Source organism: Qipengyuania sp. CAU 1752, assembly GCF_054482615.1.
Map to the genome: position 1 here is coordinate 1,478,881 of NZ_JBTLRE010000001.1, position 22,056 is coordinate 1,500,936.

Sequence of the window (22,056 nt, forward strand, 5' to 3'; positions counted from 1 at the left end):
AATGATACACGTAATCGCCTTTTACCTGTTTGCCACGCTGGTGATCGCCAGTGGTGTCTTCACGATCATGAGCCGCAACCCGGTGCATTCGGTCCTGTGGCTGATCCTGGCGTTCTTCAACGCGGCCGGGCTGATGGTGATGGTCGGCGCCGAATTCATCGCCGTGCTGCTGGTGATCGTCTATGTCGGCGCGGTCGCGGTATTGTTCCTGTTCGTGGTCATGATGCTCGACATCGACTTTGCGGAACTGCGCGCCGGTTTCATCAAGAACTTCCCGCTCGGCATTGCCATTGCGCTGGTCCTGCTGGCCGAACTGGTGCTGGGCATGGGTGCCTATCGCGCCGGTATCCTGCAACTGGGTACGCCCGATGGTACCGCCGCGCCGCTGCTGGGCGAGACGAATATCGAGAGCCTCGGCGCGCTGATGTACGACCGCTACCTGTTCCTGTTCGAAGGGGCGGGCATGATCCTGCTGGTGGCGATGATCGGCGCGATTGTCCTCACCCACCGCGATCTCAAGACTACCCGCGGCCATCAGGACATCAACAAGCAGGTCCGCCGCCGCCCGGAAGAGGCGACGGTGATGAAACAGCCTGAAATCGGCAAGGGGATCGAGCTGTGATCGGCATCGAGCATTACGTCGTCGTCAGCACGATTCTGTTCGTGCTTGGCGTGCTGGGCATCTTCCTCAACCGCAAGAACATCATCGTCATCCTGATGGCGATTGAACTGATCCTGCTGGCGGTGAACATCAACCTCGTCGCCTTCAGCGCCTTCCTTGGCGATCTGACGGGGCAGATCTTCGCCATGTTCGTGCTCACCGTGGCTGCGGGCGAGGCCGCCATCGGGCTTGCCATCCTGGTCATCTATTTCCGTGCCCGGGGCACAATTGCGGTCGACGATGTCGACAGGCTGAAGGGGTAATTCGGTGCATCCGATACTGATCATCGTTTTTGCGCCGCTGCTGGCTGCGATTGTTGCCGGGCTGACCAACAAGTCCGCGCCGAGCGTGTTTGCCAAGGGCATCACTACCGGCGCATTGTTCCTGTCCGCCGCTTTGAGCTGGCCCATCTTCATGGGCTTTCTCGGCGGGTCGCAGGAAGCCACTGTCGTGCCCGTCCTGCAATGGGTGCAATCGGGTACGCTGAAATTTGATTGGGCGCTGCGCGTCGATGCGCTGACCGCGGTGATGCTGGTGGTAATCAACACCGTCTCCGCGCTCGTCCACCTCTATTCCTGGGGGTACATGGACGAAGACCCGGACCAGCCGCGTTTCTTCGCCTATCTCTCGCTGTTCACCTTCGCCATGCTGATGCTCGTGACCGCCGATAATCTGGTGCAGATGTTCTTCGGCTGGGAAGGGGTGGGCCTGGCGAGCTATCTGCTGATCGGTTTCTGGTTCAAGAAACCGTCCGCCAACGCCGCCGCGATCAAGGCCTTCGTGGTCAACCGAGTGGGCGACCTTGGCTTCATGCTCGGCATTTTCGGCACCTTCCTGGTGTTCGGCACCGTCTCGATCCCTGAAATCCTCGGCGCCGCCCCGGCGATGAGCGGCAGCATCATCGGTGCTTTCGGCTATCGCTTTTACACCATGGATATCTTGTGCATCCTGCTGTTCATTGGCGCGATGGGCAAATCGGCGCAGTTGGGCCTGCACACATGGCTTCCTGACGCGATGGAAGGCCCGACCCCGGTCAGCGCGCTGATCCACGCCGCCACCATGGTGACTGCGGGCGTGTTCATGGTCTGCCGCCTTTCGCCCATGTTCGAAACCGCGCCGACGGCGTTGGCCATCGTGACCTTCATCGGCGCTGCCACATGCCTGTTCGCCGCCACCGTCGGCACCACCCAGTGGGACATCAAGCGGGTCATCGCCTATTCGACCTGTTCGCAGCTAGGCTACATGTTCTTTGCCGCTGGCGTCGGTGCATATGGCGTCGCCATGTTCCACCTGTTCACCCACGCCTTCTTCAAGGCGCTGCTGTTCCTGGGCGCTGGCTCGGTCATCCATGCCATGCATCACGAGCAGGACATGCGGTATTATGGGGGCCTGCGTAAGAAGATCCCGATCACATTCTGGGCCATGCTGGCAGGCACTCTGGCGATTACCGGTGTCGGTGTGCTGGGCTTCTTCGGCTTTGCCGGTTTCTATTCCAAGGACGCAATCCTCGAGGCGGCCTTTGCGCGCGGCACCGAGGTTTCCAACTTCGCTTTCTGGGCCGGTGCCTTCGCCGCGCTGCTGACCAGCTTCTACAGCTGGCGCCTGATGTTCCTGACCTTCTGGGGCAAGCCGCGCTGGGCCGAGAGCGAGCATATCCAGCACGCCGTCCACCACGGGCACGATGATCCCGAGCACGGCAATCCGCCGGTGCAGGAAGATGCCGGCGATGATGTGGCCCACCACGTTCCTTCACCCGACCATGCTGACGGCACCGCGGGCTATCACCCGCATGAAAGTCCGTGGTCGATGCTGGTCCCGCTGGTCGTGCTGACGGTCGGTGCGATCTTCGCTGGCTATCTCTTCAAATACCCGTTCATCGACGGCTCGACCGAGGGTGTCGATCCCAACGGGTTCTGGGGCAATTCGATCTACTTCAATGAAGGCCTGATCCACGCGCTGCACGTCGTGCCGCTGTGGGTGAAGCTGACCGCCACCGTGGTCATGCTGCTCGGCTTCGCGATCGCCTGGATGGCCTATATCCGCGACACCTCGATCCCGACCAAGGCTGCCAAGCAACTCGGCCCGGTCTACGATTTCCTCTTCAACAAGTGGTATTTCGACGAGCTGTACAACACGATTTTCGTCAAGCCTGCATTCTGGATCGGTCGCAAGTTCTGGAAGATCATCGATATCGGCGTGATCGACCGTTTCGGGCCTGACGGCGCGGCGTGGGTCGTCATGCAGGGCTCGGGCGCGGCCAAGCGGTTCCAGTCCGGCTATCTCTACAGCTATGCGTTGGTGATGCTGCTTGGCATTGTCGCCGCGATTACCTGGGTGCTCCTGTGATGGAAGGCTTCCCCATCCTTACCACCATGCTTCTCGTGCCATTGATCGCGGCGATTGCGTGTTTCTTCGTCAATGCACAGGCCGCGCGGATGCTGGCGCTGGGCGCGACACTGATCGACCTCGCGCTCGGCATCGCGCTGTGGGCGGCTTACGATGTGGGCGGCGCGCAGTGGCAGTTTACCGAGGCTGCGGACATCTTCGCAGGCTTTGAATACCGTCTCGGCATCGATGGCATTGCACTGATGCTGATCATGCTCAGCGTGTTCCTGATGCCGATCTGCATCCTCGCCAGTTGGGATGCGATTCAAAAGCGCGTTGGCGAATACATGGCCGCGTTCCTGATCATGGAAACGCTGATGATTGGGGTGTTCGTGGCGCAGGACTTGTTCCTGTTCTACATCTTCTTCGAAGCTGGCCTGATCCCGATGTACCTGATCATCGGCATTTGGGGCGGGGCGGACCGGATCTACGCCAGCTTCAAGTTCTTCCTCTACACGTTGATCGGCTCGGTTCTGATGCTGGTGGCGATGCTGTGGATGGTGAACGTCGCCGGCACGTCTTACATCCCCACGCTGATGCAGTTCGATTTCGCGCCCGGGGCGCAGACGTGGCTGTGGCTCGCTTTCTTCGCCAGTTTCGCGGTGAAGGTGCCAATGTTCCCGTTCCACACCTGGCTTCCCGCCGCCCACGTTCAGGCCCCGACGGCCGGTTCGGTCATTCTTGCGGGCGTCTTGTTGAAGCTTGGCGGCTATGGCTTCATCCGTTTCAGCCTGCCAATGTTCCCTGAGGCGTCCGCGCAATTCGTCCCGCTGATCTTCGTCCTCAGCGTGATCGCGGTAATTTACACCTCGCTCGTCGCGCTGGTGCAAGAAGACATGAAGAAACTGATCGCCTATTCCTCGGTCGCGCATATGGCGATCGTCACCGCTGCCCTGTTCGCCTTCAACGTGCAGGGTCTTGAGGGTGCAATGGTCATGATGCTCAGCCATGGCTTGGTCTCGGGCGCGCTGTTCCTGTGCGTCGGTGTGATCTACGACCGGCTGCACACCCGTGAAATCTCGCGTTACGGCGGGCTGGCCATCAACATGCCGCGCTATGCGCTGTTCTTCCTGCTCTTCACCATGGCCAGCATCGGCTTGCCGGGCACCAGCGGTTTCATTGCCGAGTTCCTGAGCCTGACCGGCACCTACCAGGTGTCGAGCACGGTCACCCTGTTCCTTACCACCGGGATCATCCTGGGCGCTGGCTACATGCTTTATCTCTATCGCCGGGTCGTGTTCGGCGTGCAGGTCCACGAGGACGCCGCTGCCATGACTGACCTCAACGCCCGTGAATGGGCCATCCTCGCGCCCATCGCAGCCGCCGTGCTGTGGATGGGTGTCTATCCCGAAAGCTTCCTCGCCCCCATGCGTGCCGATATCGCTGCGCTCGAGGCGCGTCTTGCCCGGGCGGCTCCCGCTGGTGACGCACATCTGAAGGCCGGCGAACCGCGTGCCGAGGCCGCCAATGCGCTCGCTGGTGAGCATGGCGCGGAGGGAGAACACTGATGGAACTCCATTCCTCTCTCACCCTCGTTCTGCCTGAAATCGTCATCGCGATCTCGGCTCTGCTGCTGGTGCTGGTGACCGCCTATGTCGGTGACAAGACTGCCCGGCTCGTTAGCATCCTGGCTGCCACCACGCTGGGCGCAGCGACCGTCATGGTTGCCCCGACCTTGCTTGAAGGAGCCGCCGGACCTGGAACAGTTGCATTCAACGGCCAGTTTTACGCCGACAGCTTTGCCAGTTTCGCCAAGATCCTGATCTATCTCGCGGCGATTGCCTGCCTGATGGTCGCGCCGAGCTTCTTCAACCGGCTATCGGCCTACAAGCCCGAATATCCGGTACTGATCCTGCTGGCGACGCTGGGTATGAGCGTGATGGTCTCAGCCGGCGACCTGATCACGCTGTACATCGGGCTCGAGCTCAACAGCCTTGCCGCTTACGTCCTCGCGAGCTTCCTGCGCAACGACACGCGCTCGGCCGAGGCGGGGCTCAAGTATTTTGTCCTCGGGGCACTGGCCTCGGGCATCCTGCTGTACGGCATGAGCCTTGTTTACGGCTTCACCGGCACGACCAGCTTCGAAGGCGTGCGCGCGGCGCTGACCGGCGAGATGTCGACCGGCGCGCTGTTCGGCGTGATTTTCGTGCTGGCCGGGCTGGCGTTCAAGATCTCGGCCGTGCCGTTCCACATGTGGACGCCCGACGTCTACGAAGGTGCGCCGACGCCGGTGACGACATTCTTCGCCACCGCGCCCAAAGTCGCCGCCATCGCGCTGACTGCGCGGGTCACGCTCGACGCGTTCGGCAACCAGGCCGATGCCTGGCGCCAGATCGTTATTTTCGCCGCATTGGCGTCGATTGTGCTCGGTGCGCTGGGCGCGATCGGTCAGAATAATCTCAAGCGCCTGCTGGCTTATAGCTCGATCAACAATGTCGGCTTCATCCTGATCGGTCTCGCCGCCGCGACTGTCGCCGGACTGGGCGCGATGCTGACCTATTTGGCAATCTACGTCGTCATGTCGCTTGGCAGCTTCGTCGCCCTGCTGATGCTGCGCGATGCCGACGGTGTTCCGCTGGAAACTTTCGATGATATCGCGGGACTGTCGACCACCCGTCCGGCTATTGCATGGTGCCTGTTGCTGCTGATGTTCAGCCTGGCCGGTATCCCGCCGCTGTTAGGATTCTGGGGCAAGTTCGTGGTATTTCAGGCCGCGGTCGAGGCCGACCTCGTGGTGCTTGCTGCGATCGGCATCGCTGCCAGCGTGATCGGCGCGTTCTATTACATCAAGTTCGTCAAGGTGATGTTCTTCGACGATGCCGTCGACCGGGTGCAGGGCAAGTCCGATACGGCTCACTGGGTGCTGCTGGTGCTGAGCGCCGTCATCATCTCGCCGCTCGGATATCTGGCGATGCGTTGGCTGGGTGGTCTGACCGATAACGCGGCCGCTGCATTGTTCCTTGCCTCTTGATCGAAACCGTCGCCGAAACCGGCTCCACCAATGCCGATCTGCTCCAGCGGCTCGCTGCAGGTGAGCGGGTGGGTGAGGGCGACTGGCTGGTGGCCGACCGGCAAAGCGCCGGGCGCGGACGACAGGGGCGCGACTGGTTCGACGGGTTGGGCAATTTCATGGGATCGACCGTAGTTCGGACCGGACCACAGGATCCACCCGCACATTCCCTTTCGCTGGTGGCGGGACTCGCCGTTTACGAAAGCGTTCAACCATACTGCCCAACCCCTTCGACGTTGATGCTGAAATGGCCTAACGACGTTCTGCTCGGCGCGGCCAAGCTGTGCGGCATCCTGCTCGAACGGGCTCAGGACGCGGTCGTGATCGGCATAGGCGTCAACCTTGCGTCAGCGCCTAGTGTGCCCAACCGCGAGACAATTGCGCTGTCCACCGTCGGCCCAGCGCCTGATCGAGACAGTTTCGCGCAAACACTCGCGGCTACGCTCGACCGCGAGCTTGAGAGGTGGCGGACCTACGGTCTCGACCCGCTGCTGCGTCGCTGGCAGGCAGTGGGAACGCCTGTCGGCACCTCGCTGCGCATCCATGAACCTGATGGCTCGACTATCGGGGGGCAATTCGCTGGCCTCGACCCGCACGGAACATTGCTGCTGCGCTTGGAAGACGGGGCTGTCCGTGCCATTCACGCCGGCGATGTCTTGCTCGCCTGAAGGAAAATCCCATGCTGCTCGCCGCCGATGTCGGTAATACCAATGTCGTCTTCGCCCTGTTCGAAGGCCGCGAGATTCGCGCCCGCTGGCGCATCGCTACCGATCCGCGCCGCACAGGTGACGAATATGCCGTATGGTTGCTGCAATTGCTCCAGATCGAAGGCGTTGCCCGCGAAGATATCTCGCAGATTATCTTCGCCTCCGTCGTCCCACGGGCCAATCATAACCTGACGGTGTTGTGCGAAAAATATTTCGATATCACGCCGATCATAGCCGGACAGGACAAGGCTGCCTGGCCATTCCAGATCGATGTCGAACAGCCCAGCTCGCTGGGCGCGGACCGCGCCCTGAATATTCTCGCAGCACACGAGAAATATGGCGGCGACCTGATCGTGGTCGACTTTGGTACCGCGACCAAGTTTGAAGCGATTGATTTCAACGGCACCTACAAGGGGGGCATCATCGCCCCTGGTATCAGCCTCTCGCTTGATGCCTTGGTGGGCAAGACTGCCAAGCTTCCTCGGATCGCCATTCGCGCGCCGGAAACCAGCAGCGTCATTGGCCGCAACACCGAAGACCAGATGCTGATCGGCGTGTTCTGGGCCCATGTCGCGATGATGGAAGGGCTGATCGAGCGGATGCGCGCCGAAATCGGGCGACCGGCCAAGGTCGTCGCTACCGGCGGCCTGGCGATCTTGTTCGATCAGAAGACAGATATTTTCGACCATGTAGATGCCGATCTCACCATCGAGGGGCTCGCCATCCTGGCCGAGCACGCATCCCAATGAGGATTGGCAATTGAAAAAGAACTTCAAACCCGAGGACGAATTACTGTTCCTGGCGCTGGGCGGCTCGGCCGAAATCGGCATGAACGTCAACCTGTATGGCTGCCAAGGCAAGTGGCTGATGGTCGACTTGGGCATGACCTTCGGCGCCAATGAATATCCGGGCACCGAGCTGGTCTTCGCTGATCTCGAATTTATCGAGGATCGGGTCGATGATTTGCTCGGCGTCGTGCTGACACACGGCCACGAAGATCACATTGGCGCAGTACCATATTTCGCGGCCGATCTCGGGGTGCCGCTGTATGCGACGCCGTTCACAGCCGAACTGGTCCGCCGCAAGCTGCAGGAAGCCGGACTGGAAGGCGCGGTAGAACTGAACATCATCGAGGAAGACCACGGCGAGATCGAGCTTGGCCCCTTCACGGTAACCTACCTTCCCCTTGCGCACTCCATTGCCGAGGGCAATGCGCTATTGATCGACACGCCACACGGGCGCGTCTTTCATACCGGCGACTGGAAGCTGGACGAGGATCCGATCATCGGGGAACCGACTACCGAGGAAGAGCTTCGCGAGATTGGGGACGAGGGTGTACTGGCGCTGGTGTGCGACAGCACCAATGTCTTCAACCCCAGCGCCAGCGGTTCGGAAGGGGCTGTTCACAAGGGGTTGCTCGACGAAGTTCGCAAATGGGAAGGCCGCCGTGTGCTCGTCACCACCTTCGCTTCGAACGTCGCACGATTGCAGACGCTGGGTGAAGTCGCGCGCGAAACGGGTCGGGCATTATGCGTCGCCGGGCGTTCCATCGAGCGTATCCTGGAAGTGGCAAAAATGGCTGGCTATCTCGCCGATTTCCCTGAGACGATTGATTGGGATACGGCCATGGGAATGCCGCGCGGAGAAGTAATGATCCTGGCCACGGGAGGGCAGGGTGAACCCCGCGCCGCGCTCAGTCGGATTGCCGAACAAAGCCACCCGATCGAGCTGACCAGCGGCGACGTGGTCCTGTTTTCCAGCCGGCAGATCCCGGGCAACGAGATCAGCATTGGCAAGGTCCAGAACCGGCTCGCGGAACGCGGCATCATCATGGTGAGTGATCGTCAGAGCATGATCCACGTTTCCGGCCACCCTGGGAGGCCGGAACTCGCGGCACTCTACGGGTGGTTGCGTCCCGATATCCTCGTGCCGGTCCACGGCGAGGTCCGCCACATGCAGGAACAGTGCCGTTTCGGACAGGCCGAAGGGATTGACCACTGCACATTCCAATCCAACGGCGACATCGTGCGCCTCGCACCTGGAGCGCCGGGCAAGATCGCGCAAGTCCCGACCGGCAGGCTGGTGCTCGACGGGGACATCATCGTTCCCGCTGACGGGGATAGCATCGTCATGCGCCGCCGCCTGGCGCACAATGGCGTGGTAATGGTGGTCCTCGACGCCAAGGGACGACCGCAAGTGGAGGCCATGGGCCTGCCGCTGGACGAGGATTACGCCGATTTCGTTGCTGAGGCAGAGTCCGACATCGTTACAGCGCTCAAACGCCTGCGTGGCAAGAACGCCCGTGACCGCGATTCTGTGATCGAGGCGGCCCGGCTCGCCGCGCGCCGCGCAGCGTCGCGTTGGTCAGGCAAGAAGCCGCAGGTCAAAGTCATGCTGGCGCAAGGTTGAGCGGATATGGCCTGGACTTCCATCATAGCGATTTACGCGCTGTTCTGGGTGATGTCGGCTTTCATCCTGCTGCCATTCGGAATCCGCACGGCAGATGAGTTGGGGGTGGACAAGGTGCCGGGCCAGGCTGACAGCGCGCCGGCCAATTTTCGCCCCGGCAAGGTGGTCGTGCGCGCAACGATCCTGTCGGTGCTGCTGACCGCGCTATGGGTTCTTAATTGGGAATACCAGTGGATCACGGTCGAGATGATCGACCTGTTCGGAACCACGAGGCGCACAGGCTAGTCCGACATTACTCGCTACGCAGCCGTTCGATCGCCTGTGCCAGCGCAACGTACAGCTTGCCCATGTCGCTGCTGAGCAGCGTCACACCGATGGCATTGCCGTCGCGGGTCGAGAGCATGGTACGCAGCATGGCCTCGAAGTCATGTATGTAGCGGCTGACATGATCGCGGAATTCCATGTCCGCATCGAACAATTCGGCAATTTCGCGCGCTTCGCTGTTGGACAGGAGCGAGACCGCACGCCGCGTAAAAATACCGCGATCGCCGCGCAGATAGCTCGTCCAAGCGGTATCGGTCACCTCCGTGGAGAGTGACTTGGCGATATCGATCGCATTGGAGTTGAGCGATTCGGTAATCAGCGCAACGCGTCGGGCGAAATCATTGTCGACCTGTTCCTCGGCCCGTTCGCGAGCGAGGGCAACGCGGTTTTCAAGATTGCCGGCCAGTTCGTTTACGAGCGAGAGCTGGTCGCGCAATTGCACCGCCGCTTCGCGCGCCGTGGTGGATGAGCGCGCTGCAGCCTCGTCGAGTTGTGCAATTGCAGTGTTGGATTTCTCCTGCACGGCGCGGTCGACTGCGCCCGCGGCACGTTCCCCGATACCTGCCGCGATCCGGTCGATCTCCTCGCGGCTTGCGTCCCCAGCAAGCGCCAACGCCTCACGCAGCTTGGTCTGCAGGGTTTCGAGCCCATCGCGCAGCGCCGTCTTGCTTACTTCGGCGACACGCTCGCTGTCGTCTTCAAGCGTCGCCAGGGTCTCGCGAAGCCGGCTGATCTCGGCGCCGAAATTTCCGGCAAGTGTTCTTAATCGCGTCTCGAGTGCGTCGGTACGCGCGTCTAGCGCATTGCCATTTTCGTTGGCAGAGATGACATAGTTGGAGATAGCTTCGGAGCGGGCGACCCCGGCTTCGAGCATCACGCCGAGAGTCTCGGAGGCATCGCGGGCGGCGGCAAGACGTTCTTCAGCAACACCGATTGCGGAAGGTAGATCATCCTTGCTGTGCTGAGCGCTGGCCCGGATCAATTCGAGCAGGCGCACGCAGGCTTCGGTCAGTTCATCGATCACACCCCTGGTGGCAGTTATGTCATCGCGGCCGGAGGCTAGATTGCGAGCCAACGCCTCGCTTGTTTCGAGCATTCCGCGTTGTGTTTCCGTGCCTTGCGAAGCGAGCGATTCGATCTGTTCGGTCAGGTCGCCGATCTGGGCGGTAACCGCGGCGGTGCTTTGTGCGAAGGCGCGAGCTTGCTCTAGCTGCCGCTCACGGCGCGAGGCGAGCTCAGTATCGATAGCTTCAAACTGTTCGCGCAACGCTTCGAGCGCCTGCTGCTCCGCGCTTTCGAGCGCGTCGCGGCGTACGCCCATCTCGGCTTGAAAGAAGCGGTTTCGGTCGGTCAGCTTGGCATCGACCGCCATAGCCTCGTCGCGAAGCCCCTGCAGCTTTTTCCGCGCGTGCGCGAGCGCCTGTTCATCGATCTTCCGGATCTGCTCGACTGCTTCGCCAAGCCGTTCCTTCATGGCCTCGATTTGGGAGACCCACAGGCCGCGAGCTTCTTCCTCGCCGTCGCGGATCGATCGGGCGATTGTGTCGCTTTCGCTGCGCAGACTGGTGAGCCGCGCGCGCATCGAACGCAGCGCTTCTTCCTCCTGCTCTTCAAGTTCGGTCCGGGTCGATGCAAGTTCCCCTGCCAGTTGGTCAGCACGACGCCGCAAGCCAGCCAAGCTTTCGACCTCGCGGCTGTCGAGCTCGCCCCGGAATTCTTCGCTTTTCTCACGCAGCGCGGCAAAACGAGCGGAAGTAATATCTTCCATTTGTGTCGCCTGCGCTTCGAATGCCGCGAGCGTTGCGTCGACCTGTTCGCTAAGTGCTGCCACCTGCCGTTCGCTCGTGGCACCGAATTCGTTGAGACGCTCGAACCCGCCGACAAGGCGTTCGATCTGGCCCTCGGCGGTGCCCCCGGCGTGGGCGATATTATTGGCCACGTCGCGCGCGGAATTGGCGATGACCGGCAAGTCGTCGCGCAGTTTGTCCATGTTTTCGAGAGCTGTGGTGCTGACGCTGGCGATCTGTTCGACCTGGTCGGAATTGGTGCGGACGAGTGACTGCAGCCGGTCGGCATGCTCGCTCAGCCGTTCGCTCGCGACACGGCCGAGCGATTCCAGCTCAAGCCCCTGCGACCCCAAAAAATCACGGGCAAGACTGAGTTCGCGATTGACGATCGAGAGCCGTGTTTCGAGCCGTTGCGATTCCGCGGACAGCGCGCTGGCTACCTGGCCGTAGCGATTGGCTTCGCGGGTGCTGTTTCGCTGAACCAGCAGCCATAGCGTCACGACCAGGAGGACCGGGACGGACCATTGCACTGTCCAGTCGATCCACTGGCCGGGTGTGGTCCCGGCGAGGATTGCGTCGAACCGGGCCCAGCCAAAAAAGCCTGTCCAGCCGAGAACGGCGGCGAGGGCGAGTGACGGTAGCAGCCAAGCGCGGTTGCGCGGTTGCTGCTCTTCCTCCCACTCCTCGTAGAGCTCCAAATCTTCCTCAACTGGCGTGTCGAGAACGAACTCGTCGCTCTCAACGCCTTGCGAATTCTCGGTCTTGTCTTCGCCTGCAGCGCCGACAGCCCGGATGTGATGACCCCCGCTCATGCCAGCGATTCTATCACTTTATGGCCAGTATTAAACCCTACATTAACTGTGTTGGCGGTATCGGGCAGTTATGGCTTTCGAAAATGGTGCCTTTTCTGCAACATTAGCGGCGGCAGCCGGGGAAGACGCCGCGCTGCACGCTGAATTGCGCGAAGCTTTTCGTGAGAGCGTAGAACAGCAGGTAGATCTGTTGTCGCGCGCCCGATGTGACGGCAATTGGATCGTTGCGGCGCAGCGGATTAAGGGCCTTGCCGCCAGTTTCCATGCCGAGCCCTTGATGGCGCTGGCTCAGGAAGCAATAGAATCCGCGCCCGGCGATCCGGTAATCCTGCGCAAGCTTGCCGGTTTCGTGCGCAAATTCGATTCGGCGGACTAACACCGCCAGCGACTTGCCAATCGCGCTGCCAGCGCCGTATCGCTACGGACGCGATGGCTCCAGGCACTCCGTCAAAAACTGCATTGCTCACGCTCGATGCGGCGGTCGATTCCGTCGTGTCCGGTCGTCGCCTCGTCGGCGGGACCAGCGTGCTGGAACGGCAGGTTGACGCTGCTCTGGCGCTAGGATGTCGCTCGATCTGGCTATTTACCGCCCAGCAGGACGATCTGGCCATTGCGGCCCAGCGCTTGGCGGAGAAAGGCGGCGCGCGCTTTCGGTTGATCCAGCGGGGTAGGCAATTGCTGGGCGGGCTGCGGCAAGACGATCAATTGCTCGTCCTGGCGGAAGGTCTGTTGATTGCCGACCCATCCGGGCTCGACCTTCTGTCCGACGGTCCGGTCGTCCTGAGATTACCTGCCGAGCAGGGCGAACCGGCCGGTTTCGAACGGCTCGACCGCGACCATTGCTGGGCTGGCGCGATGGTCCTGCCCGGCCGTGTGTTGGAAGGCCTAGATGCACTGGGCGAAGATATCGCACCTGCTTCTGCGTTACTGCGGGCTGCCCGGATCGCTCGGGTACGCGAGGTTGCCTTGCCGGAACCATGGCTGGCACAGGACAGATGGAGCCTTCATTCCGTCAACCCGCCGCAGTTGGCTCAAACTCCTAAAGATGGTGAACACGACAGTGGGGCGATTCGCCAACCTGCTGATAAATTGCGGCATTGGTTGGTGGATCGGCCCGAAATCGTGCTGGCAGGGGGCGTGGCAGGCGTTCTACTGGCTTTATCTGCCAGCGTGAGCCTCTATTTCGACCGCCCTGCGCTTGCCTTGGCGCTTGTAGCGCTAGCGAGTATTCTGGCCCGTGCGTGGTTCTCTCTGCAGCAGTTGCGCAACCCGCTGGTCTATTCGGTTACCGCGTCGAGGTGGTCCAATTCATTGAAGCTGCTGCCGCTGGAAGTGCTTGGCGTAGTCGGGCTTGGTTTCGGATTGGTGTCAGAAACTACATGGCAATCAAGTATTTATGTAGCGGTGGTCGCTTGGGCGTCATGGCTTGTCGCCAGCCGTGAGCCGGGCCGATCTGGCCGGGTTTTCGCGGACCGATGGCCGTTCTGGCTGGGTTGCGCAATTGCTGGTACGGCAGAGCAATGGATGGCTGGTCCGGCCTTGCTCACCGCACTCGCACTCGGCGTAATTGTGCTTAATATGCGAAACCGGTCAGCAATAACGCACGTTTAACCATAGGGCGCTATGTGTGGCCGATGATCGAGGCTGCAATGACCAAAGCTGACAACCCTGTATCTGCGGAAGCCCCTGTCGAGGCTGTGCTGCGCGAAGAACTCGCGCATGGTGATGTCGTGCTCGGGACGGTGGAGCCGATACTCGGCCATCTGCTCGCCAATCACGACCATTCGCTGTTCAGCGACGAGATCGTGGCTGGTGTGCGGGGCATGTTGACGAGCATCGCATACCAGATGCTCGAAGTGCAGGCCCAAGTGGTCGACGAGACTGACCCACACGGATTTGCTTCGCGCAACGCCGGAGAACTCGCCACCAGCTTTGCGTCGGGTCCCGGCGTTCTCGCTCATTGCCACGCCTTGGCTATCGAGTGCAATCTGGCACAGAGACTACAAAGTCGCAGCTCGATCGATCCGGTTCTGTCGCCGCTTTTGCAGTCACTGATCGCTTCGGATGAGGTCGAGATCGCCAGTTTGGCAATGCAGGCCCTGGCCAGCCAAGCCCGCTTCATCCAACATCAGAAGCGGATGCACCTGCCGATTACGGAACTTCCGGCCGACCTGTTTCACCAAGCGCTGACAAGCTGGCATGAATTTTCCGAAGGGTTGGGCGAAACGGTCACCGACCGTGTCGAGACTATTTTGCGCAAAAGTTTCGACGAAAGCCGGACTCGGCTTGGTTTGCTTACCCGCCTTGTCGAAGGGATGGGTGGGGGTGTCCGTGCTGCCCTGACGATTTCGCATTCGGGCTCCGCGCTTTTCTTGACCGCACTGGCATCGATATCGCAGCAGCCCCGTGATGTGGTTGCGCTATCGACCAATGACCGACAGATGGCGCGTCTTGCGCTCGGGCTGCGTGGCGCAGGTCTCAACGCGAAAGAGGTAAGCGAACAGTTTATCTACCTCCACCCCGATGTGTCACTGCCGGAGGGGTTCTCGCAACTCCGTGCAGACCGGGCCCAAGCGATTCTCGATTCTTCGGCCGGGTGGCGGGCCGACTGATCGGTGTCCCGTTCTCGTGATGCCCTGATTGCCAAGGCGCGTACCGACGCCGAGGATTGCCTGATCGAGGCGGACGAGCCTCTGGCTACGCTCCAGCGCAATTGTGGCGGCGACATTCCCGGCGCAATCGCAGTGCACGAATTGCGTCAATTGGTCCGCAAAGCGCGCGAAATGGACCTGAAGCTAGCGCGGACCATCCGCGCTTTCGACGGCTCTGAACGGATCACTGCATGGGTAGAGGTCACACCCTACGTGGGGAGGACCGAGCAAGGGTGCTCGATTGCAGTACAGACCTGGCAGACTTCCAATCCCGCAGATCAGGGCAGCGATGACGCCGCCGTTCGTCGAGATGCCATCGACAACGCGCTGGCCGAGCTGCACGCGCGTCTCGATCCTCAGCAACGCATCCTCACTGTCGTAAGCGAGGCCGAAGACCTGCAGCAAATGATCGCGGCGATCGAGGCAAGCCCACGGCGTCCGTGGACAGATTTCGTTACATTTCCTGGCAATCAGCATGCTCAACCGATGCATTGGCGATTGCTCGATCAGTCATATTGCGAGATCGAGAACAGTCCCCGCCGTTGGACCGCGCGCCTAATACCTCTGGGTTCGTCGGAGCCGGGGAGTGAGGGTTTCGAACTCTACCTCGTCGCCAACCGGGCTTGGGTCCCGCGTGCCAATTCGCGGCGCAGCAATAATGAGCAGGTCCAGGCCCGCATGGGACGAGACCTCTCCCCCGTTCTGCGTCAACCCATATCCCGTATCATCGCCAATGCCGAGACCATCCGCACCAAGCTCGCCGGGCCGCTGGCCGACGAGTATAGCGACTATGCAGCCGACATCGCATCGGCCGGGCAGCACTTGCTGTCGCTGATTGATGATCTTGCCGATCTGGAAGTGATCGAAGCCAAGGACTTTTCGACCGCGCCGGACAAGATCGACATGGTCGATGTCGTGCGTCAGGCTGCCGGTATCCTAGGCGTGTCAGCGCAGGAAAAGCGTATCACGATCGAAGTACCCGACCGGGATGAGAACTGCCCCGCCATCGGCGAATTTCGGCGCGTGCTGCAGGTGCTGCTCAACCTGATCGGGAATGCGATCCGCTATTCACCGGAAGGCTCCACCATCCGTGTCGATCTGGCTCGCAGCGAAAAGCGTGCCGGTGCCCGCGTGACCGACCAAGGTCCAGGGATTGAGAAAAACCAGCAGGATGCGATCTTCGAGAAATTCGAGAGGCTCGGCCGTAGTGGAGATGGCGGGTCGGGGCTCGGTCTCTACATCTCGCGCAGGCTCGCCCGAGCCATGGGCGGCGACCTCAAGGTGAAGAGCGCGGTGGGCAAGGGCGCATCCTTCACCCTGACCCTGCCGGTATTGGATGGAGAATAAGCCTACCCGCTAGTCCCGATATCGGCGGGACAGCCCGAAGACTACTCCGCCCAGCGCAAATACGGCTGCGCCAATGAAGGCCCATTCCTGCCGTCCGGCGATATAGCTGGTGGCAGGGTCGCCGACCAAGCCAATTCCTTGCAAGACCCACCATGCCCCGGTCAGGAGCATGGTCAGGCCAAGTACTTGCATGAGGAATCCCGGCAGCTTCATCCGGGCTTTCCGCCTAGCGCTTGTCGATCGAGATGTAGTCGCGTTCGGTCGGTCCGGTATAAAGTTGACGCGGACGACCGATAACCTGACCTGGATCGGAGATCATCTCGTTCCACTGTGCCACCCAGCCGACGGTGCGAGCGAGAGCGAACAGCGCGGTGAACATGGTGGTCGGGAAGCCGATCGAGCTGAGGATGATGCCCGAGTAGAAGTCGACATTCGGGAACAGCTTCTTTTCCTTGAAGTAATCGTCGTTGAGCGCGATTTCCTCGAGCTGCAATGCGACTTCGAAAACAGGATCCTTGACGTCCAGCGCTTCGAAAACTTCGCGCAAAGTCTGCTGCATCACGGTCGCGCGCGGGTCGTAGTTCTTGTAGACGCGGTGGCCAAAGCCCATCAGGCGGAACGGGTCGTTCTTGTCCTTGGCGCGCTCGATATAGTGCGGAATCTTGTCGGGCGTGCCGATCTCCTGCAGCATATTGAGCGCGGCCTCGTTGGCGCCGCCATGCGCCGGGCCCCACAGACAGGCAATACCGGCCGCGATGCAAGCGAACGGGTTGGCGCCTGACGAACCGGCCAGTCGCACGGTTGAGGTGGAGGCATTCTGTTCGTGGTCGGCATGGAGGATGAAGATCCGATCCATGGCCTTTTCGATCGCCGGGTGCACCTCATACTCCTCGGCCGGAACGCCGAAGGTCATGCGCAGGAAATTGCCGGTGTAGCTGAGGTCATTGCTCGGCTGCATGAAAGGCTGGCCGATCGAGTATTTGTACGCCCAGGCCGCGATGGTCGGCATCTTGGCTATCAGCCGGTGGCTTGAAATCTTGCGGTGCTCGGGATCCGAGATATCCGTGCTGTCATGATAGAACGCTGACAGCGCGCCAACCACGCCGCACATGATCGCCATCGGGTGCGCATCGCGGCGGAAACCCTGATAGAACTGTCGCAGCTGGTCGTGTAGCATGGTGTGACGGGTGATGGTGTAGGTGAAATCGTCAAGCTCGTCGCTCTTCGGAAGTTCGCCGTTTAGCAACAGGTAGCTGACTTCCATGAAGCTGGAATTCTCGGCGAGCTGCCCGATCGGATAGCCACGGTGGAGCAGAACGCCTTCATTGCCGTCGATATAGGTCAGCGCGCTTTCACAGCTGGCAGTCGACTTATAGCCCGGATCGAAGGTGAAGGCACCGGTTGCACCGTACAACTTGCGAATGTCGACCACGTCGGGGCCAGTAGTACCCTGGTGCACAGGAAATTCATGCGTCTGGCCGTTCAGCTCCAGCTTTGCCGTGTCTGCCATACTTGTTCTCCTACAAATTGTTGTTGCTCGGCCTATTCGGTGGGGGTCGCCTGCGCGTCGATCCGCGCGAGGGACTCTTCCCTGCCGAGCAGGACGAGCACGTCGAAAATTCCAGGAGACGTGGTCGTCCCCGTCAAAGCTGCTCGCATGGGCTGCGCAAGCTTGCCGAGCCCCAATTCAAGTCGCTCGGCGAGCGCCTTTGTAGTGGCTTCGAGGGCTTCGATTGTCCAGTCATTTTCAGCCGCAAGCGCTTCGTGAACCTCGCGCAATCTGGCGCGCCCTTCGTCGTCCAGCAAACCAGCGGCCTTCTCGGTCAATTGCAACGGCCGGGTGACGAACAGGAAGGTTGCGCTTTCTGCCAGTTCGTTGAGATCTTTGGCCCTGACCTTCAGAACATCCATCGCTTCAGCGAGCAAGGTTTCATCGGCCTGCGGACCGATCTTGCCTGCGACCAGCTTCGCCAGCCGGACATTGTCGGCTTCGCGGAGGTGGTAGCCATTGAGATTGAGGAGCTTCTTCGTGTCAAATCGCGAAGCGCTCTTGCCCACGCCATCAAGCGTGAAAAGCTCGACCGCCTGGTCCCTCGTGAATTCCTCCTGGTCGCCGTGGCCCCAGCCGAGGCGAAGGAGATAATTGAACAGGGCCTCGGGCAGCACACCCATCTCGTCGCGATAGGCTTCGACGCCGACCGCACCATGACGCTTGGACAGCTTGGCTCCGTCAGTCCCGTGGATCAGCGGGATATGGGCGTAGACAGGCACCCGCCAGTCCCCCTCGATCTCGTTCATCGCATGGATGACAGGCAGTTGGCGGAAGGCGTTGTTGAGGTGATCGTCACCGCGAATGATATGGGTGCAGCCCATGTCGTGATCGTCGACCACCACCGCAAGCATATAGGTCGGCGTGCCATCTGCGCGCAGCAGGACATAGTCATCGATTTCGGCATTGCGAACAGTGACTTCTCCCTGGACCGCATCGACGATTCGCTCTTCGCCTTCGGTCCGGGTCTTAAGCCGGACTACAAACGGCGCGCCTTCGGGCGCCTCGGACGGATCGCGGTCACGCCAGCGCCCGTCATAACGCTGTGGTTGCTTGTTGGCGCGCTGTTCGGCGCGCATCGTTTCGAGTTCTTCCGGCGTGGCGAAACACTTGTAGGCGTGTCCGGCTTCCAGCAGCTTGTTGGCGACCTCGGCATGACGCTCGGCGCGCTGTGACTGGAACACCGGTTCCTCGTCATATTCTAGGCCGAGCCAATCGAGCCCTTCAATGATCTTATCGATCGCGTCCTGGGTCGAACGCTTCTTGTCGGTGTCCTCGATCCGCAGCAGCGCTTTACCGCCATGGTGGCGTGCAAACAGCCAGTTGAACAGGGCAGTCCGGGCTCCGCCCAGGTGAAGGTATCCGGTCGGCGAGGGCGCGAAACGGGTGACGACCGTTCCGGTGTCGGCTCCATCAGTGCTTGCCATCTGGCGCAGCTTCCTTTCAATCGGTTTCATGGCGACCAACGGCGCGCCCGAGATACCAGTTGCAGGCGATCCGGGGTCGGGTCATGTTGCAATGCAGCAACGCCCTTGGCAGGCGCGTTGGCGCTTGTCCAGCATGGCGGGCGGCATCGAACGCGCGCTCGCCGATTCCGGTTTTGATCGTGCGCCGTGGATAGCGGTTGCGCTGGCGTTTGGGATCGGGCTGTGGTTCTTCCTGCCAAACCCGTGGGGGTGGGTGGCGGTCATGGCGGGTTGCGGGCTGCTCACGCTGGCAGGTTTTCAGATCCAGTCCCGGGGCCACTTGCCGCACCTCGGCATGGCACTACTGGCGCTGTCCATGGCTACAGGTTTCGGCACCGGGTTGATCTGGACGCGTTCGGCCATGATCGGGGCCGAGGCCATCCCCGCGCCGACAGTGCAATGGTACCTCGGACGGGTGCTCGAGCGTGAAGAACAGCCATCTCGCGACCAAATAAGGCTGGTGCTCGCCGTTCGTGACGCAGAGGCCGGGGCCGCGCGCAAGATCAGGTTGAATGTCCCGCTGGATTTGGCAGCGGACGACATGCGCGAAGGCGCCATTCTGAGGCTACGTGCCCGGCTGATGCCGCCAGCTCCGCCAATGGTTCCGGGCGCCTATAACTTCGCACGTCGGGCTTGGTTCGATGGCTACGCTGCAACCGGATCGGTGATCGGCGAAATCGAGATTGTCGAGCCACCTGCCGAGGCGAGCGGTCTGGCAGCATTACAACGTTTCCTGTCAGGTCACGTTCGCGGACAGCTGGACGGCTCTGCCGGCTCCATCGCGGCTGCCTTTGCAAGCGGAGATCGCGGCGCCATTTCCGAGGCGGACGACGACGCGATGCGCGATGCCGGCTTGACCCACCTGCTTTCGATAAGTGGCTTGCATGTCAGCGCGATCGTCGCCGCGTCCTACTTCCTCGCTTTGAAGCTGCTGGCGTTGTGGCCGTGGCTGGTGCTTCGGGTCAAACTGCCGCTGGTGGCAGCAGCGGTCGGTGCAGTGGCTGGGATCGGCTACACGCTGCTAACCGGGGCCGAGGTACCGACTGTGCGAAGCTGCGCGGCTGCGGTGCTGGTTCTCATCGCCATCGCCCTGGGGCGCGAACCCCTTTCGCTACGCATGGTTGCCGTCGCTGCGGCCTTTGTCATGCTGTTGTGGCCTGAATCCCTGATCGGGCCGAGTTTCCAGATGAGTTTTGCGGCCGTTATCGCCATCATCGCGCTGCACAATGCGGAGCCGGTGAAGCGGTTTCTCGCCCCGCGTGACGAAGGCTGGTGGACCCATGTCGGACGCCGCGCGCTGATGCTGTTGGTGACCGGCCTGGTTATTGAAATCGCCCTGATGCCGATCGTTCTGTATCATTTCCATCGTGCTGGCTTTTACGGCGCGCTCGCCAATGTGGTGGCGATACCGCTGGTGACCTTCGTCTCGATGCCGTTGATCGCACTTGGCCTGTTGCTCGACATATTGGGGCTGGGAGCGCCAGCATGGTGGCTGGCAGGACAGTCACTCGACCTGTTGTTGTGGATCGCCCATTTCACCGCCGGACAGCCAGGTGCGGTCAAGCTGATGCCGCAAATGGGCCTTGGCACGCTGGCCCTGTTCGTCATCGGCGGGCTGTGGCTGGCCTTGTGGCGAGGACGCGCGAGGTTGTTGGGATTTGCACCGGCCATCGTGGCGACAATGCTGCTGTCGGCAACTCCGACGCCGGATGTGCTTATCTCGAATGACGGTCGCCATGTCGGGATCGTCGAGCGGGATCACCTGGTCATGCTGCGCGAGAGCCGGTCCGACTACGCGCGTGACAATCTGCTTGAACTGGCCGGGATGGACGGGGAACCGATAGCTGTCAAAAACTGGCCGCGCGCCCGCTGCAGCCGCGAATTCTGTTCCATCTCGCTGCGTCGCAATGATCGAGACTGGCATTTGTTGATGGCGCGAAGCCGGGACCAGGTGGAGGAACGAGCGCTGGCCGCGGCTTGTGAACGCGCCGATATCGTCATTGCCGACAGGTGGTTGCCTCGGAGTTGTCGGCCGCGCTGGCTCAAGACCGACCGTCGTTTCCTGACGGAATCGGGCGGTCTAGCGCTGTATTTGTCAGAAGAAGAATTCGCCAGCGTCGCCGAAACCGAGGGCGAGCATGGCTGGTGGCGCGGTAGGGAGTGGAGGGAGCGGCAATAGGGCGGGACACCCTTTGCACGGGGGGCAATACCTGCGGGGACAGGGCCCCTCCTCTCCGAGACAATCCTAGTGGTAGCGTCGCAGCAATCCGGCCAGCTTGCCCTGAACCTGGACCTGGTGCGGATCATAGACCTGCGCTTCGTAAGTGGCGTTGGCCGGATCAAGCCTCACCCGCCCGCTTTCGCGGTGCAGATATTTGAGCGTCGCTTCCTCGTTATTGACCAGCGCCACCACTATTTCGCCGTCACGGGCCGTGTCGGTCCGGCGGATAAGCGCATAATCACCATCAAAAATCCCGGCATCGATCATCGAATCGCCCGATACTTCGAGCGCGTAATGGTCGCCTGGGCCAAGCAGCGCTGCCGGAACTGGCAGCGACTGGTGATCTTCCAGCGCCTCGATCGGAGCGCCGGCAGCAATCCGCCCATGCAGGGGAATCTCGATGACGTCATTGGCGGGAGCCGCCTGCGCGACCGGAGCAGCAGTGCGGATATCGACCACATTGCTAGGCGCCTGCGCCTTACCGCCACCGACGGCATCCTCGGGCTGCTTGAGTATTTCCAGTGCGCGCGCCCGGTTGGGCAGGCGACGGATAAAACCGCGTTCCTCCAGGGCCGAAATCAGGCGGTGAACCCCCGACTTGCTCTTGAGGTCGAGCGCTTCCTTCATTTCCTCGAAAGAGGGCGAAATTCCTGTCTCCTCCAGCCTTTGCTGGATGAAGCGGATCAATTCGTGCTGCTTTGCGGTCAGCATGGACATTGGCTCCCTG

The 22,056-nt window shown here is 61.2% G+C and carries 19 protein-coding genes; 14 read left to right on the plus strand and 5 right to left on the minus strand.

Features of this window, described 5'->3' with window-relative positions; translation table 11 throughout:
* Nucleotide 1 precedes the first annotated feature (1 nt).
* From ACXYL9_RS07225 to ACXYL9_RS07265, 9 genes are read left to right on the plus strand one after another with little or no spacing between them, the layout of a single operon-like run.
* The gene (locus ACXYL9_RS07225) at nt 2–622 is read left to right on the plus strand and encodes an NADH-quinone oxidoreductase subunit J (protein ID WP_459038907.1); all 621 of its coding nucleotides are present in this window, start codon (nt 2–4) and stop codon (nt 620–622) included.
* Nucleotides 619–924, plus strand: a complete 306-nt coding sequence (nuoK, locus tag ACXYL9_RS07230) for an NADH-quinone oxidoreductase subunit NuoK (RefSeq protein WP_459038908.1) — start codon at nt 619–621, stop codon at nt 922–924. Before ACXYL9_RS07225 ends, nuoK begins: the two co-directional genes overlap by 4 nt.
* A 4-nt stretch (nt 925–928) precedes the next feature.
* Nucleotides 929–3,007, plus strand: a complete 2,079-nt coding sequence (gene nuoL, locus ACXYL9_RS07235) for an NADH-quinone oxidoreductase subunit L (protein ID WP_459038909.1) — start codon at nt 929–931, stop codon at nt 3,005–3,007.
* On the plus strand, nt 3,007–4,554 hold the full coding sequence (locus ACXYL9_RS07240; RefSeq protein WP_459038910.1) for an NADH-quinone oxidoreductase subunit M: 1,548 nt from the start codon (nt 3,007–3,009) through the stop codon (nt 4,552–4,554). The genes nuoL and ACXYL9_RS07240 overlap by 1 nt, the downstream gene beginning before the upstream one ends.
* A complete protein-coding gene (gene nuoN / locus ACXYL9_RS07245) occupies nt 4,554–6,017 on the plus strand; it encodes an NADH-quinone oxidoreductase subunit NuoN (RefSeq protein WP_459038911.1) in 1,464 nt (487 codons plus the stop codon). Before ACXYL9_RS07240 ends, nuoN begins: the two co-directional genes overlap by 1 nt.
* Entirely contained in the window at nt 6,014–6,724 is a 711-nt protein-coding gene (locus ACXYL9_RS07250) for a biotin--[acetyl-CoA-carboxylase] ligase (RefSeq protein ID WP_459038912.1), read from the plus strand. Before nuoN ends, ACXYL9_RS07250 begins: the two co-directional genes overlap by 4 nt.
* Nucleotides 6,725–6,735: 11 nt before the next feature.
* On the plus strand, nt 6,736–7,512 hold the full coding sequence (locus tag ACXYL9_RS07255) for a type III pantothenate kinase (RefSeq protein ID WP_459038913.1): 777 nt from the start codon (nt 6,736–6,738) through the stop codon (nt 7,510–7,512).
* 10 nt (nt 7,513–7,522) lie between these two features.
* Entirely contained in the window at nt 7,523–9,172 is a 1,650-nt protein-coding gene (locus ACXYL9_RS07260) for a ribonuclease J (RefSeq protein ID WP_459038914.1), read from the plus strand.
* 6 nt (nt 9,173–9,178) lie between these two features.
* Nucleotides 9,179–9,457, plus strand: a complete 279-nt coding sequence (locus ACXYL9_RS07265; protein ID WP_459038915.1) for a DUF1467 family protein — start codon at nt 9,179–9,181, stop codon at nt 9,455–9,457.
* A 7-nt stretch (nt 9,458–9,464) separates the two neighbouring features.
* On the opposite strand, the gene ACXYL9_RS07270 is transcribed toward ACXYL9_RS07265, so the two are convergent.
* Nucleotides 9,465–12,095 (minus strand): coiled-coil domain-containing protein, encoded by a 2,631-nt coding sequence (locus ACXYL9_RS07270; protein WP_459038916.1) that lies wholly within the window; start codon nt 12,093–12,095, stop codon nt 9,465–9,467.
* 70 nt (nt 12,096–12,165) lie between these two features.
* On the opposite strand from ACXYL9_RS07270, the gene ACXYL9_RS07275 reads away from it, so the two are divergent.
* The 4 genes from ACXYL9_RS07275 to ACXYL9_RS07290 are packed head-to-tail and all read left to right on the plus strand — an operon-like array spanning nt 12,166 to nt 16,093.
* On the plus strand, nt 12,166–12,471 hold the full coding sequence (locus ACXYL9_RS07275) for an Hpt domain-containing protein (protein ID WP_459038917.1): 306 nt from the start codon (nt 12,166–12,168) through the stop codon (nt 12,469–12,471).
* Nucleotides 12,472–12,524: 53 nt separating this feature from the next.
* Complete coding sequence (locus ACXYL9_RS07280) at nt 12,525–13,706, plus strand: hypothetical protein (RefSeq protein ID WP_459038918.1); 1,182 nt, start codon at nt 12,525–12,527, stop codon at nt 13,704–13,706.
* 38 nt (nt 13,707–13,744) lie between these two features.
* The gene (locus ACXYL9_RS07285; protein WP_459038919.1) at nt 13,745–14,707 is read left to right on the plus strand and encodes a hypothetical protein; all 963 of its coding nucleotides are present in this window, start codon (nt 13,745–13,747) and stop codon (nt 14,705–14,707) included.
* A gap of 3 nt (nt 14,708–14,710) precedes the next feature.
* The gene (locus ACXYL9_RS07290; protein WP_459038920.1) at nt 14,711–16,093 is read left to right on the plus strand and encodes a sensor histidine kinase; all 1,383 of its coding nucleotides are present in this window, start codon (nt 14,711–14,713) and stop codon (nt 16,091–16,093) included.
* Nucleotides 16,094–16,102: 9 nt separating this feature from the next.
* Here the strand turns inward: ACXYL9_RS07290 and ACXYL9_RS07295 are convergent, their stop codons facing one another.
* Genes ACXYL9_RS07295 through gltX form a run of 3 tightly spaced genes read right to left on the minus strand, consistent with a single transcriptional unit; the run spans nt 16,103 to nt 19,069 of the window.
* Nucleotides 16,103–16,306: a hypothetical protein gene (locus ACXYL9_RS07295; protein ID WP_459038921.1), complete on the minus strand. Its 204-nt coding sequence runs from the start codon at nt 16,304–16,306 to the stop codon at nt 16,103–16,105.
* Between the two features lie 13 nt (nt 16,307–16,319).
* Entirely contained in the window at nt 16,320–17,603 is a 1,284-nt protein-coding gene (locus tag ACXYL9_RS07300) for a citrate synthase (protein ID WP_459038922.1), read from the minus strand.
* Between the two features lie 32 nt (nt 17,604–17,635).
* The gene (gene gltX, locus ACXYL9_RS07305; RefSeq protein WP_459038923.1) at nt 17,636–19,069 is read right to left on the minus strand and encodes a glutamate--tRNA ligase; all 1,434 of its coding nucleotides are present in this window, start codon (nt 19,067–19,069) and stop codon (nt 17,636–17,638) included.
* Nucleotides 19,070–19,097: 28 nt separating this feature from the next.
* Between gltX and ACXYL9_RS07310 the strand changes: the two genes are divergently transcribed.
* Nucleotides 19,098–21,287 (plus strand): ComEC/Rec2 family competence protein, encoded by a 2,190-nt coding sequence (locus ACXYL9_RS07310; protein WP_459038924.1) that lies wholly within the window; start codon nt 19,098–19,100, stop codon nt 21,285–21,287.
* A gap of 66 nt (nt 21,288–21,353) precedes the next feature.
* On the opposite strand, the gene lexA is transcribed toward ACXYL9_RS07310, so the two are convergent.
* Nucleotides 21,354–22,040: a transcriptional repressor LexA gene (gene lexA / locus ACXYL9_RS07315; RefSeq protein ID WP_459038925.1), complete on the minus strand. Its 687-nt coding sequence runs from the start codon at nt 22,038–22,040 to the stop codon at nt 21,354–21,356.
* Between the last annotated feature and the right edge of the window lie 16 nt (nt 22,041–22,056).